Genomic DNA, 14642 nt, shown 5'->3' on the forward strand with positions numbered 1-14642 from the left:
CCGCCCGTCTTCCCGCCAAGAAAACCGCCTCCCCCGGGAGATACTCTTCCAAGAAGCTTGCTTTGAAGTATGAGGTATCATATTCTTGAATAGGATAGTGGTAGAGCAGACATTTTCATAGCTTACATTAAAGGAGCCATACATTGGATGCAGATGTGGAAAGATTTTTTCAAAGGAGCGGGCGTGAGAAGGATTGTGACTCTTCTCTTTCTTATCGTCCTGCTATTCTCGGTGAGAAGCATTCTCAATCTTATCTTGCTCACCTTTATTTTAACCTTCCTGATCGACAGGCTTCATACCTTTCTTTATTCGCGTCTCCGCAAATATGTAAACATCGATTTCCGCGTCACCGTCATTCTTCTCTATGCGGCGCTGTTATCCATTTTGGGGGCGGGAACCTATAACTTTTTGCCCAAGGTCATTACCCAGATCAACCAGTTGGTTCAAATTATAATCCGGTTCTACAAGGAAGCGGATGTGTACGACAATGCCATCATGGACTACATTATGGAGTCGCTGCAGAAGATTGATTTGGCCAGCTACCTGAATCAGGGCTTCGGCTTCCTCGTCAAGTCGATTACGGATATCAGCCAATGGGGAACCCATCTCGTTATCGCCCTTGTGTTGAGCTTGTTCTTCAATCTGGACAAGAAGCGGGTGCATGAGTTCACCAATAAATTCAGAGAAAGCAAGGTCGGCCCGTTCTACAACGAATTGGAGTACTTCGGCAGAAAGTTCCTCTACTCCTTCGGCAAGGTGATTGAAGCCCAATTCCTGATTGCGCTCGTCAATAGCATTCTGTCCACGCTAGCCCTCTGGATGATGGGCTTCCCGCAATTGTTCGGACTGGCGATTATGATCTTTCTGCTCGGGCTCATCCCGGTTATGGGCGTGATCATCTCGCTGATTCCGCTCTGCGCGATCGCCTTCAGCGTCGGCGGATTGAGCAAGGTGGTTATGGTCATCATCATGATTATTGTCATCCATGCCATTGAATCCTATATTTTGAATCCGAAGCTGATGTCCTCGAAGGTGCATCTGCCGATATTCTATACGTTTGCCATCCTAATCGTGTCCGAGCATTTCATGGGCGTGTGGGGGCTGATTCTCGGCATTCCGATCTTCATGTTCCTGCTGGATCTGCTGGAGGTCAACGTGTTCTCCAAGCAGCCGAAGGCGAAGGGCGATCCGGATCGGGCGGAGGAGTCGAGGCAGGAACACAAGTCCCGGCCAGACGAGCACTGATTGGGTGTCATGTTATCCGAAGGAAAAGAGGCGATGCCGATGGCGATCTATATCGCTCTGCTGAGAGGCATTAACGTAAGCGGCCATAAGCGGATCAAAATGGCCGACTTAAGAGGGATCTTTGTAAAAATGGGGCTGCAGCAAGTGCAGACCTATATCCAGAGCGGCAATGTCCTGTTCGTCTCCGGCGAGGAGGAAGCTCCGCTGCGCCAGCGCATCGAGCAGGGCATCCTGGCGGCCCTCGATATGCCGGTCACGGTGATCCTGCGGACGGCACCGGAGCTGGAGCGGCTGATCGCGGATTGCCCCTATCCGGAAGACGCTTCGCCGGACAAGGCGAGCCTGTACGCGGCCTTCATGACCGAGGCTCCGGCGGAAGAGCAGCTCGGCCGCCTCCCCGGCGGAGAAAACGAACCGGACAAGTTCTCCCTTCACGGGCGGGAGATATATCTCTGGTTCGATCAGAGCATACGGAACTCCAAGCTGGCTAACCGGGTTGCCAAGCTGGATGTTCCGTCAACGACGCGCAACTGGAATACGGTCAAGAAGCTAGCGGCTATGGCACAGGCAATGGCCGAGTAGCCCGCTCTGTACATCCCCGCAAAAACGGTTATGAAAAATCCCCTGGCGGCTGGAACCGTCAGGGGATTCGTCTGTCAGGCCACCGTGAACCTGCCCAGACACCGGCTTCTGACACGGATCGGCAGGCCCGCTTCCGCAGACAAGCGGCCCACCGGTATGTACAGCCTCGATTCGGCATATGTATTGCCGATGCGCCGGAACTCATAGACGACATCCCTGCCGTTCGACAGGACGGCTACCGGCAAGGCCGCCCCCTCCATTGATTTCCCGTCCATATCGGCAGCCTCCGCTTCCAACGGAGAGACCCGATAAATTCCTCCCTGAAAGAAATGGAACGTGAGCCGCTTCGCTTGTTCCGAACAAAATAACGATCGCGCATAGGGAAGGCCCGCAAAATAGAGGCCATTCATCCCAAGGCCAATGCTGTATCTTTGCGCTTCCGCCGGAAGCAGACCGGAACCGGGCAGGAAGGGCAAGGTGCGGCATACCCGCCGCATTTTTTCCAGCGTCTCGCAATATTCCCCGACCAGCACAAATGAGGGCAAACGAACGGTACGGCTAAACAGCATAAAAATCCTCCTTCAGTTTCAACATCGCCGGGCCAAGCATTTTAGGGAAAGCTCGGCTGTAAAATAGTTATAAAGACTCATAAATAGAAGGATATACACTCCTTTTTTACTATATCGGAACATTTAATCAATACTTTAAGATTATTTACAAAATTCCAATTATAGTTATTTTACACTACTTATCTGAGCTCCTTTCCCATCTGGCTAATCGACACAGGCTTGTGCGGGTAGTCCGGCCGTCCCGAGAGAACCGTGAAGCGAGACCCGGATAATATTTGAAGAATGAGGGATAATTTTCTGTATATGACCGTCATCAAGAAATGGGAATGACATGACAAGGAGCTGTATAAAGATGAAGCGACTCATCCGTATCGGCCTCGCCCTCGCCCTGCTGGTTCAGATTCACGCCTTGCCGGCTGCCGCAGACGGGCCTGCCTTTCATTTTGGATTCAAGAGAAGCGTGAACGGCCAACTGCCGTCCATTAACGAGGAAGGGTTCAAGGATATTGTCGACAAGCACGGCGCCATCTTCCTTGGGGATACGAGCAAGAAAGTGCTGTATCTGACCTTCGACAACGGCTATGAGAACGGGTATACCCCGCGCATTTTGGATACGTTGAAGGAAAAGAAGGTGCCGGCCGTTTTCTTCGTAACGGGGCACTATGTGAAGAGCCAGCCGGAGCTGCTGAAGCGCATGGTCAGCGAAGGGCATATCATCGGGAACCACTCCTGGAGCCACCCGGATATGACGACGGTGTCCAACGAACAAATCCGTGAGGAACTGGATAAGGTAAAATCCGAAGTCACCCGTGTTACCGGCCAAAAGGAAATGGCCTACTTGCGGCCTCCGCGCGGCATTTTCAGCGACCGGACGCTGAAGGTGACCCGCGACATGGGCTACACGAATGTCTTCTGGTCGCTTGCTTACATGGACTGGGATGTACATGCCCAGAAGGGGGCGCGCCACGCCTATGACAAAGTAACGAGCCAGCTTCACCCGGGAGCGGTCATTCTGCTGCACGCGATCTCGAAGGACAATGCGGAGGCGCTTGGTTCGATCATCGATGCGGCCAGGCAGCAGGGATACGAATTCCTCCCGCTGGATCGGCTCCAGCGCCAGCCGGCCCCGGCTCCAGGCCCGCAGCCAAAGCCGGGAACCTAGAACGGGCGAACGAAGGCCGATGCACTGCCGGTTTCACGGGCAGGCATCGGCTTTTTCTATCGGGGAAGCCTTGTCAGAAGCCGGCAATCCCTGCCCGTGCCTTATCCTTCCGCCGCTTGAATTCAGCATTGGCTACCTTGTCCAATATTTGATAAGGTAAGGGTGTAGTTGTAGATTGCTCTTATCCTTACGACAGGGAAGGAATGATGACGATGATTAGAGTAGGGATGGTCAGCTTCTGGCACGTGCATGCCAACGATTATGCCCGGCAGGCGGAGGAGCATCCGGATACGGAGATCGCCGCCGTATGGGACGAGATTCCCGATCGGGGCCGGAAGGAAGCGGAGGCGCGCGGCATCCCGTTCTACGAATCGCTGGATGAACTGCTCAAGCAGGACGGCATCGACGCCGTCATCGTGGACGCGCCGACCAATATGCATCGCGAGGTGATGGTGAAGGCGGCCGCGGCAGGCAAGCATATTTTTACGGAAAAGGTCGTGGCGGCGACGCTCCATGAAGCGAATGAAATCGTGGATGCCGCGAAGAAAGCCGGCGTCGTCCTGACCGTCTCGCTCCCGCGGCTCAATGACGGCTATACCGAAGCGATTCAACAGGTGCTGGCAGAGGGGCTGCTCGGGAAGCTGACGCTCGTTCGAGTCCGCCTGTCCCATAACGGAGCGCTTGCCGGCTGGCTGCCGGAGCATTTTTTCGATGCCGAGCAATGTCAGGGCGGAGCGTTGATTGATCTGGGCTGCCATCCGATGTATCTGACGCGGCTGTTCCTGGGCGAGCCGGATCGGGTCAGCGCCCACTACGGCTATGTCACCGGGAAGGACGTCGAAGATAATGCCGTCGCCGTCCTCCAGTATGATAACGGCGCCCTCGGGCTCGTGGAAGCGGGCTTCGTGAACAGCTGCTCCCCGTTCACGATCGAGCTGCAGGGCACCGACGGAACGCTGCTGTACGGCACGCCGGAGAGCCGGATGCTCGTGCGCAGCAGCCGCTTGGAAGCGCAGGGCGCCGGCGGCTGGATGGAACGCGACATTCCAGCCAACCGGCCGAGCGCGTTCCATCAATGGGTAAGCCATATCCAGCAAGGAACGACCGCAGACGCCAATATACATATGGCCCTTGAGCTTACGCGCTTGATGGAAGCGGCCAATCTGTCGGTCCGGCGCAGCCGGCCGATCCGTCTGGACGAGCTTCAGCCCTGATTCGCACTAGGATCACCAATTTCATTCATGAGGAGGAGAGACGCATGTTGGTCGTTACCAATACGATTCGCATCAAGGCAGGTCACGGCAAGCAGGTCGCCGCACGGTTCGCGGAAGCGAAAGGCGTGCAGCAGATGCCCGGGTTCATCCGTCTGGAAGTATGGCTCGGCGAAGGCAAGGAAGGCGAAGAAGAATTGAAGGTATGCACCGTATGGGAGAACGAAGAGGCGTTCCGCGGCTGGACGTCCAGCGACGCCTTCCGCGACTCGCACCGCGGCGGCGGCGAAGTGAAGGAGTATATGCTGGGCGCTTCGTTGAACAAATATGAGATGGTCGTCAGTCATAACGCTTGACTGCGATTCCCTCGACGCGATATAGACTTCTCTATCGACTGCGGCAACGACAGGGCAGCGCGCTTCCGGGCGCCTGCCCTGTTCTGCTTCTGCTGTCCTGTCCCGACGTTCCGCCGGAGATGTCATCGGCATAAATGGGGCCGCGGCCGGGTACACATTAGTAGCCGCATATCAGCGAGGAGGTGGACCGATGTCCGTCAACAAAACATATGCCCTCTATGCTTCGGCATTGCTCGCGTCCCTGCTGCTGACCGCCGTCGGCTACGCCTGGAAAAGCGCGGCCGAGTTCGAGCCGGTCACCCGCGCGGAGCTGGGGACGGTCCAGGCGCAGATCGGGTTAGGGGCAAACCCCGCCGCGGTCCTGCAGTCCAATGAGCTGCGGGTTACGCTGCAGACGGCGGATGGCTCCCCTGTCCACGATGCCCGGATCGCGGTTGAACTCGCCATGCCCGACATGCTCTGCGGCACGTACCAGGTGAAGCTGGAGCAGGCGGAGCCGGGCATCTATACAGGCGAAGCGGTTCCGCTTATGCCGGGAACCTGGCAGGCCGAGGCGTCGTTCGAGCTGGATGACGGGACGTTCACGGCCGTGCATCGGTTCGAGGCGGCGCGCTAGGCTGAGCTGTTGCCGCGGCCGGCTTGGCCATTGGCCGTCCGGCGGAGGAACCCCCGGCTTGCGCCCGCTTACCACAGCCACGGATGGAGAGACGGAATCCAGCCGTTCGCGGACAGTCCGCGCAGAATGCAGAGAATGCCGATGGCGGCGGCGGCAAGCTGCCCGGCCTTCATGAGCCGGGCGCGAAGGGAGCGCTTGATCGCGGCCGCGAACAAGCCGACGGCCAGCAGGGACGGGAAGGTCGCGAGGCCAAATACGGCCATGATCGTCCCGCCTCCGAGGGCGCTGCCGCTGGCCGCCGCGTTGATCTGCATCGCGTAGGTCAAGCCGCAGGGGATGAAACCGAACAGCAGCCCGCTCGCCAGCACGGCCCGGAGATTCCCGCTTCCCCGCAGCCGCTCCATCCAATCGCGGACGAGCGGAATCCGGGCCGGGCTCAATCGCTCCAAGGGCAGCGCCACGCGGCGGAAGGCCCACAACAGGATGAGAAGACCGCCCAGCAGACTGGCCAAGCCTTGCAATCCCGCCCAGTTCCCCGTCAATTCGAGGAAGCTGCCGGCGGCCCCCATCGCCGCTCCCATGGCCGTATAGGTCACCACCCGTCCCGCATTATAAGCCAGTACCGCCGCCAAAGCCGGGCCCTTCGCATTCAAGGCGAAGTTCATCACGATGCCCCCGCACATGCCGATGCAGTGCGGAGCGCTCAGGAGTCCGGAGGCGGCAACCAGCCAGAGGCCCTCGCCGCTCACGAGGCCGCCCCCCTGCGGTCCGGGCGCTGCAGACGCAGGGCGTTGCCGACGACGGAGACCGAGCTGAGCGCCATGGCCGTTCCGGCCATCCACGGCTCGAGCCAGCCCATGACCGCGAAGGGGATGGCGATGACGTTGTAGATGAGGGCGAAGGACAGATTTTGGCGGATATTGGCCATCGTCCGGCGGCTGATGTGCATCGCCTCCGGGATGCCGCGCAAATCGCCGCGCAGCAGATGGATGTCCGCCGCTTCGCCGGCCATGTCGCTCCCCTGCCCCATCGCGATGCCGATGTCGGCCGCAGCCAATGCGGGCGCGTCATTGATGCCGTCTCCCACCATCGTCACCTTCCGCCCATCGCGCTGCAGCCGCCTCACCCATTCAACCTTCTCCTGCGGCAGCACTCCGGCGGCAATATGCTCGATCCCGGCCTCTCTCGCAATCGCTTCGGCCGTCATGCGCTGATCGCCGGTCACCATCATCACCTCCAGGCCAAGCCGCTTCATCTGCCGCACCGCCTCGGCCGAGGTCGGGCGCAGCGAATCGCGGATGGCGAGCAAGCCGGCGAGCCGGTTATCGACCGCTATGCCGATGACCGTCTTCCCTTCCCGCTCCAGCTCCGCGATTCCGCCCGCATCCGGGCCCTCGGCCCGAATCCCCTGCGGCTTCAGCCTGGCGTACGCGCCGAGGAAGAGGCGCTTCCCTTCCGCCTCCGCCCGAATGCCGCAGCCGGGAATATTGGCGAAGCGCTTCGCCTCGGGCACGATCAGCCGCTGCCGTTCGGCCGCCGCCAAGATCGCGCGCGATATCGGATGCTCCGAGGGCCGCTCGGCAGCGGCCGCCCAGCGAAGCAGACTCCGCGCCGAATGAGCGCCCAGCGGAATGACATCGGTCAGCTCCGGCTTCCCCGCGGTCAATGTTCCTGTCTTGTCCAGCAGCACGACGTCCGTCTGATGGAGCTGTTCCATGAAGCGGCCCTCCTTGAACAGAATCCCGCGCTGGGCAGCCCGCCCGGAGCCGACCAGAATCGAGATCGGAGTTGCCAGCCCGATGGCGCACGGACAGGCAATGACAAGCACCGAGACCGCGCATCCGAGCGCATGGCCGAAGTCGCCGGGCTGGAGCAGCGCATACCAGGCGGCGAACGTGAGGCCGGCCATGACGACCACAACCGGAACGAAATAGCTCGCAATCGTGTCCGCGAGGCGCTGTATCGGGGGCTTCGAATATTGGGCGTCTTCCATCAAACGGATCAGTTGCGCAAGTGTGGAATCGGAACCGATTCGCTGCGCCTCCACGGTTAGGATCCCGTTCAAGTTCATCGTCCCGCTTATCACCTGCCCCCCGGCGCTTTTGTCGACCGGCATTCCCTCCCCGGTCATCATCGATTCGTCGACCGCCGAATACCCGCGCATGATGACGCCGTCCACCGGAATCCGCTCGCCGGGGCGAATGACGACCTGATCGCCGATCCGCAGCTCCTCTGTCGGAATGCGCCTCTCCCGCTGCATCCGGATGACGTGGACATAATCGGCCTGCATCTCCTGAAGGCCGCGCATCGCGTGCATCGTCCGTTGGCGGGCCATTCCTTCGAGCAGCTTGCCGAGCAGCACGACCGTAATAATCATGGAGCCGGTCTCGAAATAGAGCGGAACATGCTGTCCTGCGGCAGCGGGGGACTGGATCGACTTCATGGCCAAATAATGGCTGTAGAAATAGGCCGACGAGGTGCCGAGCGCCACCAGCACGTCCATGTTCGCTCCCCGGTTCCGCAGCGCCTGGAAAGCGCCGAAGTAGAACGGCATGCCGATGATGAACTGCACCGGCGTAGCCAGAGCCAGCTGGAACCAGGGCTGGAAGAACAGCTCCGGCACCCATACCGATGAGGTGAGCGGGTAATGGGAGAACATCGTCCAGAGCAGGGGCAGCGTGAGCACGGCCGAAGCGATGAAGCGGATCCACAGCCCTTTCACGTCCGTCCCCAGACAGGAGCCGGCCTCCGTATCCTTCCGTATGCCGAAGCCAAGCTGGACGACTTTGTCCTCGACCTGCCGCAGCTCCAGCCGGGCCGGATCCAGCTCGACCGAAGCCCGTCCGACCGCGAAGTTGACGGACACTCCGCCGGTCCCCTCCATTCGCCGCAACGCCTTTTCGATTCGAACCGCACAGGCGGCGCAGTTCATGCCCGTAATATGCAGCGTATGCCGTTTCCATGTGCCGGAGGAACGATTCGCCAACGAGTTCACCCCCATTCCCTATGTACAGTACATTTCCGGCTTGCGCCTGCCCCTGCCGCTTCCGCTCCTTAGCCGCGAAGGCTGCGAGTTGCTGTGCCGGGGCGGGCCCAATCCATTGTCCCCTTACTAGAACGTATGCACGTCCCGTCCAAAATAGGATGACCCGATGGGACTATCCCCGAACTTCCGTCTGACGGAAGGCCGCCCCTCGGGAAGGGGGCCCCCGGAAAAGAGAACGGCGGATCGGTTCCAGGAGCCGTGAAGGGAGCTTGGAACGGACGCATGCCAAAGAAGCCGGTCTGGCTGACCGGCTTCCGCGAGTGCAGGATGAGGTTGAACGATTTGTTAGGCTAGCAATCGGAACGCATGCGCGATCGGCACCGGTCCGGCGGCCGCCCCGTCGGGCAGCCGGATGGCAATGCCTTCCGCCGTGCGGGTAAATTCCAACGCCCCGTCCGCGCCAATCAATTCGACAGCCGAGACTGGCCCGGTATACGGCAGACATACTTCCGGCTCGACCGGCGCGTTCCCGTTCGGATACAAATAGAATCCGTACGCGGTGTCCCCTTTGCGGGTGAATGCGGTCCGGCCCGTGAAATACGGCGCGCAAATGCGCGTGCCGTATACGGCTTCCCCGTTCACCTTCAGCCAGGCGCCAAGCTCCTTCATCGAGCGGATCGCTCCCTCCGGAAGCCGGCCGTCCGGCTGCGGTCCGACGTTCAGCGCCAGATTGCCCCCTTTGGCCACAACCTCCAGCAGGATGTGCACCAGCTGCCGCCCCGTCTTGTACTTGTCCTCATAACGGAACGAGAACGACGTGCCGAGCGTAATGCAGCTCTCCCACGGCACCGTCATCGGTCCGGACGGAATCGTCTGCTCCGGCGTAATAATATTTTCATAAGGCCCCCCGATCGTGCGGTCAGCGGACAACAGCCACGGCTGGTGCTGACGGGCGCGTTCGACCACCTCGCCGAGGCGGATATCCTGCCCTCGCGCCCCTTCGTAGACCCAGCCTGCATCCAGCCACAGCACATCGATGCGGCCATAGCGGGTCAGCAGCTCCATAATCTGTTCGTGGGTGAACTTCACGAATTGCTCCCACAGCCACGGATATTCCCTCGGATCGTAGGAAGGCCCCCGCGATGTCGACGTCCCGCGCTCCATTCCCGGCGCCCAATAATACGGGGAATGCCAGTCGGCCTTGGAGAAATAAGCCGCGACGGCCATCCCCTTTTCACGGAACGCTTCGAACAGATGCTTGCAAATATCCGCCTTCGGATGGCGGTGGAACGGAGTGTCCGGTCCCGTAATCCGGTAGTCCGTCGTATGGGTGTCCCACATGCAGAAGCCGTCATGATGCTTCGTCGTGAAAAGAAGATATTTGAATCCGTTATCCGCAGCCAGCTCCGCCCATAGCTCCGGCTGGAACCGAATCGGGTTGAAGGTTTTGTTCAAATCGAAATATTGGCGCTTCAGCTCTTCGCTGTCCACATCCCAGTCGATGCCGTCGCGCGACCAGTCCGCATCGGCGTCGCTGAGCGCCCATGATTCCACGATCCCCAGCTGGGAATAGGGACCCCAGTGCATCATGAAGCCGAGCTTCTGGTCCTTGAACCACTCCAGACGCTCAAGCAGCAGCGGATCGGTCGGCTTCACCCACTCTTCTTCCGCGCTGAAATTGTGCACGCCCTGCTGCACGACTTGCTCCTCGTGTTCTTCATTTAAGGCAGCTTGCGGCTGTCCTGCCTGTTCACTCATATGTCTTGACCTCCCGCATATCATCTCTTCTTTTTGGATTGCCCTATCTGCCTCTCATATATATTACAAACGCTTACAAAGTTCAATTGGTCAAATTCGCAGCGCTTGACCATTTTCGCATGCCGGGCCGTTCCGCCCTTGTGCGGCGCGGATTCCGCTGTGATCCTGTCCGCATTTGACGTTCATAATCGACATATCGAAGGGGGCTCTGCACCATGACAAAAATCAGGCCGGCGTCTGTTGACACCGCCGCAAATGGGAGGAAATATATGGTCGCGCATCCGAGCGCCAGCGAATTCCTCGTCCACACCCTTCATGCCATTCCTGATCAGCACGCTGGCGTCCAATCGTGAACGAGGAGCCCGGATTGGCAAGAGGGATCGGCCACGATCCCTCTTCTGTCCCTCTCAATCAGCCTGCCGCCATGCCGCATGGAATTCGGCGACGGAAGCATAGCGGTCGGCCCGGTTCGGCGCCACGGCGCGGCAGGCCGCCTCATAACGGGCTTGCCCCGCTTCCCACCGCGGATAAGAACGGTCGATCCCCCCGCCCAGCAGCGCGAAGGCCATCGCCCCCATATTGAATACATTCGTCCGCTCATCAATCGCCGCTCCGAGCTCGAACTCCTCCGGCGACATAAAGCGCGAGGAGCCCCACATCCTGCCCATCGTATTCGTGTACGGCTTCCGGGCATACATATCGATATCGCAGATCGTCATCGCATGGCGCTGAAAATCGTAGAGCAAGCTGCCGTCATAAAAATCGATTGCGACATACCCGCAAGCCTCTGCGTGGTCATGGAACGCCAACACCGCCTCCATCGCTGCCAGCCTGCGCTCGATCGGAAGCTGCCGGAACCGGTAGAAGGGAGATTCCGGGCGGGTATATTTGGCGGGCGGCGGGAAGGATTCATGCGGATGGAGACTCTCCCCCTCCACCCAATCGAATACGGCCGCATACCCGTCTCCCGCGCGAAAATGCTCCCGCAGCGCAATCAGATGCGGATGCCGCAATTGTTCATACAGCGGCATCGCCTGCTCCAGCCGGGCGATCGCATCCCGCGGCTCTCCCGCATAGCGGACGGGACGCGCGCCGGCATACTTCACGAAGCTCCGGATGCCATCCCGCTCGACACCGAAGGACAGATTGCCCGAATCCTGCTGGTCGAACACGCAAAATACGCGGCCCAACCCCCGCAGCCAGGAAAAATCATGCTCCTGCTTCACATGAAAAGAAACGTCATCCATTCGTACCGTTGTTGCTTGTTGTCCTTGTTCAGTCACTGGAATCCTCCCCGGCATGTATCAGCTTGGCCATCATATATTCATCCACGAATTGATCGTCCACTCGCAAAGAATGGCTTAATGTGCCTTCGATCCGAAAGCCCCGCTTCGCGTATAAATGGATAGCCCGTTCATTATGCGTCATGACCGTCAGTTGGAGCCGATGCTTGCCTGTCGCCGCGGCCCAATTCTCCACTTCTTCCAGCAGCCGGCTGCCCAAGCCTTGGCCCGCATAATGCTGCAGTATGCCTATAACGACAGACGCCGCATGTCGGGACCGCTTCAGTCTGGAGCCGATGCCGGCCGCAAACCCGGCGATGTCTCCCCGATCGGTGACGGCCAACAGCATAATCGAATCTTTCGATTCATGCAAGCTCGAGAACCGCCGGGCTTGATCTTCCGGGGTAAGACTGCGCTCCCCGGGTTCATAGAGCATGAACTTCGTCTCCTGATCCAATCTGGCGCAAAAATCAATAAAGGCCTGAGCATCCTTCGCTTCCGCTTGTCGGATGAACATGGTTTCTCCTCCTTCGTAGGATAACAATATTGAAGCTCTTGGCAGGATTGAGCAAAAATTAACCATGTATATGTTCACAATATGTTCACTTATGTAGGAGTTTTCAGGATCGCTATAATAACATGGTGTTATCAAGAAAGGATGATGATAGAGACGGCTGACAATTTACGCGTAGAAACAAGACTGCCTAGAAACGGTTGTTTTATTGGTAAAGCTGGTCGCAGGACCGTTAGTCGGTAAAGTGATGCCAAAATTCGCGGGACAGACAGATGGATGTAATGCCAGAGTTTTATTGACTACGTTATTGAATGTTACGGTCTTATAATCTGTACACGCCTATGATAGACTATGCTTATTATATTTGGAAAATAGGTCATTAAAAACGGGGAAAGATAAGTTTGTTCATCCCCCCAATCTTAGGAGTGAAATATATTCATGATCATTCCCACACAAGATTTTGAAGCGAATGGAATCGCCTATTCGATTCGATCGGCCACCGCAACGGATGCGAAGGAGCTGTCCGCATTGCGGGTGCAAATTGACGGAGAGACCGAGTTTTTAGACAGAGAACCCGGAGAAGCGTTCATTGATGTGTCCGGTTTTGAACAATTGATAAGAGCCGATTCCGAAAAGAAAAGAAACATATTTTTAGTCGCGGTCGTTCAAGAGCGGATCGTCGGGTTTTCCCGATGCGAGGGAAGCCAATTAAAAAGATTCTATCACAAAGCAGAATTCGGCGTATGCGTGCAAAAAGAATTCTGGGGATATGGCATCGGTAAAAATCTCCTAACACAATCGATTGCTTGGGCCGACTCCACAGGCATTACCAAAATCACGTTGAATGTGTTAGAAACCAATGAGAAAGCTATCGCCCTTTATAAGAAGCTGGGCTTTGAGATCGAAGGGATATTAAAAAACGACAAGATTCTGTCTGACGGTAACTACTATAACACCATAGTGATGGGAAGATGCAGGGAGTGATCGGAGGGGAACCTTGACCGTTCCTCCCGGATCAGCTTCTTGATCATCTCCAGTTGCGGATCGCGTCCCTGCTCTAGATCTTCGTATGTGGTCGGAACGAAGATGTCCGGCGCTAATGAGTCTGCATCATATGTCGACGCTCCCTTATCTGGACGCTCAAACCACTTGTACGATATGGCGGCCTTTACCTTTGATTCGGGCAGTTGCAGTACGATTGAACTGCCATATGAATTTGGCTTCCCGCCTGTGGGCTCTCCTATGATGATGCCCATATCGTTATCCTGTACGATAGTTGCAAAATCTGCAGCCGCACTGTAGGTTTGGTTTGATGTAATGACAAATAATGTCCCCGTAAAACGCTCGGGACGGAGCGCTGCCTCTATAACTCCCCCGTCATGCTTATGCAACCCCGGTTCAAGCACAGGAAACTCATGAATCAAATCACTTGTGAACTTAGAATAGCGGCTTATTGTACTATAACCTCGGTAAGATCCCGCATCCATAAAAGATAAAATGTGATGACCCACAAGAGTAGTCCCGCCAGAATTGAATCGCAAATCAATGGCTGCATGATGAATCCGTTCTCTCTCGATATCTATGAAAAAATTCCGAATTGCGGACATCGTTGCTTCGTCGAGCGCAGCGAAACTATCGATATGGAGAACAGCCAGATCGTCCTCTTTATAAATAGTGTAGTCCAATCGATTCCTTGTCAGAAAAGGACTTTTAAACTTAAGCATTTTCTTTATTTCCTGCTTCCCCTTAATCACCTTCCCTTCCCGTTCCACAACGAGTTGCACTTCGTTTCTGTCGATTAAGCCGAAATATTGAAGGTAGGGAAGCGAAGTGAATATATTATTCAAATTGACTCTGGTCTTGAGTGAATATACATTGTCAACTGAAAAAAAAGAACTAAGCATCGAGATTAACTCTTGTTCATTTTTGCCTGCTATCTCCATAATCTTGTCCCCCTTATGCAACCAGCCTGAACTTGATGTAACATAGATGCCATCTTCCAGCCACGCATAAGAAAACGGCAAGTTATCCATCCTTGGACCATCAGGGAACAGCATCGTTGTATGCCCATCTTGAAGCGCATTCATCACTTGTTGCGTGAGAAAATAGAACTGCTGGACATTGTTTGCGTATTGTACATCGTTATAGGCTTTTCGGAATGCCTGCTGTACTTCTATGGGCACACCCCCGTAAGTTTTGGGATGAACCTCCATTACAATTTCTTGCAGAAAATCTAAATCTTTTTTTATTTGTTCTTTGGTTAGCTGGATAGGATGTGCTATGTCCTGATACGGGTTTCTTATCCGATCGGTTCTAAGCGGTAACAGCAATAATATAACGCTTAGCAGCAACAATAGTCT

Annotated in this window: 14 protein-coding genes; 7 read left to right on the forward strand and 7 right to left on the reverse strand. The window is 56.7% G+C overall.

What is annotated here, in order from left to right; translation table 11 throughout:
- Positions 1-147 precede the first annotated feature (147 nt).
- Positions 148-1245, forward strand: a complete 1098-nt coding sequence (locus L6439_RS17940) for an AI-2E family transporter (protein ID WP_168178809.1) — start codon at positions 148-150, stop codon at positions 1243-1245.
- 39 nt (positions 1246-1284) lie between these two features.
- Complete coding sequence (locus L6439_RS17945) at positions 1285-1827, forward strand: DUF1697 domain-containing protein (protein WP_213468096.1); 543 nt, start codon at positions 1285-1287, stop codon at positions 1825-1827.
- A gap of 74 nt (positions 1828-1901) precedes the next feature.
- Here L6439_RS17945 and L6439_RS17950 read toward each other — a convergent pair whose 3' ends face one another.
- A complete protein-coding gene (locus L6439_RS17950) occupies positions 1902-2396 on the reverse strand; it encodes a hypothetical protein (RefSeq protein WP_213468095.1) in 495 nt (164 codons plus the stop codon).
- A gap of 352 nt (positions 2397-2748) precedes the next feature.
- On the opposite strand from L6439_RS17950, the gene pdaA reads away from it, so the two are divergent.
- The 4 genes from pdaA (at position 2749) to L6439_RS17970 (ending at position 5741) form a co-directional block, all read left to right on the forward strand.
- The gene (gene pdaA, locus L6439_RS17955) at positions 2749-3558 is read left to right on the forward strand and encodes a delta-lactam-biosynthetic de-N-acetylase (protein WP_237096525.1); all 810 of its coding nucleotides are present in this window, start codon (positions 2749-2751) and stop codon (positions 3556-3558) included.
- 212 nt (positions 3559-3770) lie between these two features.
- The gene (locus tag L6439_RS17960; RefSeq protein ID WP_213468094.1) at positions 3771-4772 is read left to right on the forward strand and encodes a Gfo/Idh/MocA family protein; all 1002 of its coding nucleotides are present in this window, start codon (positions 3771-3773) and stop codon (positions 4770-4772) included.
- 44 nt (positions 4773-4816) lie between these two features.
- Entirely contained in the window at positions 4817-5125 is a 309-nt protein-coding gene (locus L6439_RS17965; protein ID WP_213468093.1) for an antibiotic biosynthesis monooxygenase, read from the forward strand.
- 190 nt (positions 5126-5315) lie between these two features.
- On the forward strand, positions 5316-5741 hold the full coding sequence (locus L6439_RS17970; protein WP_213468092.1) for a FixH family protein: 426 nt from the start codon (positions 5316-5318) through the stop codon (positions 5739-5741).
- Positions 5742-5809: 68 nt separating this feature from the next.
- On the opposite strand, the gene L6439_RS17975 is transcribed toward L6439_RS17970, so the two are convergent.
- The 5 genes from L6439_RS17975 to L6439_RS17995 all read right to left on the reverse strand — a co-directional run bounded on the left by L6439_RS17975 (position 5810) and on the right by L6439_RS17995 (position 12285).
- Positions 5810-6490, reverse strand: a complete 681-nt coding sequence (locus L6439_RS17975) for a sulfite exporter TauE/SafE family protein (RefSeq protein WP_213468091.1) — start codon at positions 6488-6490, stop codon at positions 5810-5812.
- Positions 6487-8727: a heavy metal translocating P-type ATPase gene (locus tag L6439_RS17980; protein WP_213468090.1), complete on the reverse strand. Its 2241-nt coding sequence runs from the start codon at positions 8725-8727 to the stop codon at positions 6487-6489. The genes L6439_RS17975 and L6439_RS17980 overlap by 4 nt, the downstream gene beginning before the upstream one ends.
- A 345-nt stretch (positions 8728-9072) precedes the next feature.
- Positions 9073-10485, reverse strand: a complete 1413-nt coding sequence (locus L6439_RS17985) for an alpha-L-fucosidase (RefSeq protein ID WP_213468089.1) — start codon at positions 10483-10485, stop codon at positions 9073-9075.
- A gap of 407 nt (positions 10486-10892) precedes the next feature.
- Positions 10893-11732 carry a protein kinase family protein gene (locus L6439_RS17990; protein WP_213468412.1) on the reverse strand — a complete coding sequence of 280 codons (840 nt, stop codon included), beginning with the start codon at positions 11730-11732 and terminating at the stop codon, positions 10893-10895.
- Between the two features lie 28 nt (positions 11733-11760).
- Positions 11761-12285, reverse strand: a complete 525-nt coding sequence (locus tag L6439_RS17995) for a GNAT family N-acetyltransferase (protein ID WP_213468088.1) — start codon at positions 12283-12285, stop codon at positions 11761-11763.
- Positions 12286-12720: 435 nt separating this feature from the next.
- On the opposite strand from L6439_RS17995, the gene L6439_RS18000 reads away from it, so the two are divergent.
- Positions 12721-13266 carry a GNAT family N-acetyltransferase gene (locus L6439_RS18000; protein WP_168178820.1) on the forward strand — a complete coding sequence of 182 codons (546 nt, stop codon included), beginning with the start codon at positions 12721-12723 and terminating at the stop codon, positions 13264-13266.
- Here L6439_RS18000 and L6439_RS18005 read toward each other — a convergent pair.
- Positions 13230-14633, reverse strand: coding sequence for a S41 family peptidase (locus L6439_RS18005; RefSeq protein ID WP_237096526.1), 1404 nt, complete (start codon positions 14631-14633; stop codon positions 13230-13232). The genes L6439_RS18000 and L6439_RS18005 overlap by 37 nt on opposite strands.
- Positions 14634-14642 lie beyond the last annotated feature (9 nt).

Origin of the sequence: Paenibacillus dendritiformis (assembly GCF_021654795.1) — a bacterium.
GTDB lineage: Bacteria > Bacillota > Bacilli > Paenibacillales > Paenibacillaceae > Paenibacillus_B.

Coding starts and splice junctions, on each gene's coding strand:
- L6439_RS17990 (WP_213468412.1), bottom strand. CDS start 11,732: ATGGATGACGTTTCTTTTCATGTGAAGCAGGAGCATGATTTTTCCTGG.
- L6439_RS18000 (WP_168178820.1), top strand. CDS start 12,721: ATGATCATTCCCACACAAGATTTTGAAGCGAATGGAATCGCCTATTCG.
- L6439_RS17965 (WP_213468093.1), top strand. CDS start 4,817: ATGTTGGTCGTTACCAATACGATTCGCATCAAGGCAGGTCACGGCAAG.
- L6439_RS17970 (WP_213468092.1), top strand. CDS start 5,316: ATGTCCGTCAACAAAACATATGCCCTCTATGCTTCGGCATTGCTCGCG.
- L6439_RS17960 (WP_213468094.1), top strand. CDS start 3,771: ATGATTAGAGTAGGGATGGTCAGCTTCTGGCACGTGCATGCCAACGAT.
- L6439_RS17940 (WP_168178809.1), top strand. CDS start 148: ATGCAGATGTGGAAAGATTTTTTCAAAGGAGCGGGCGTGAGAAGGATT.
- L6439_RS17995 (WP_213468088.1), bottom strand. CDS start 12,285: ATGTTCATCCGACAAGCGGAAGCGAAGGATGCTCAGGCCTTTATTGAT.
- L6439_RS17945 (WP_213468096.1), top strand. CDS start 1,285: ATGGCGATCTATATCGCTCTGCTGAGAGGCATTAACGTAAGCGGCCAT.
- L6439_RS17950 (WP_213468095.1), bottom strand. CDS start 2,396: ATGCTGTTTAGCCGTACCGTTCGTTTGCCCTCATTTGTGCTGGTCGGG.
- pdaA (WP_237096525.1), top strand. CDS start 2,749: ATGAAGCGACTCATCCGTATCGGCCTCGCCCTCGCCCTGCTGGTTCAG.
- L6439_RS17985 (WP_213468089.1), bottom strand. CDS start 10,485: ATGAGTGAACAGGCAGGACAGCCGCAAGCTGCCTTAAATGAAGAACAC.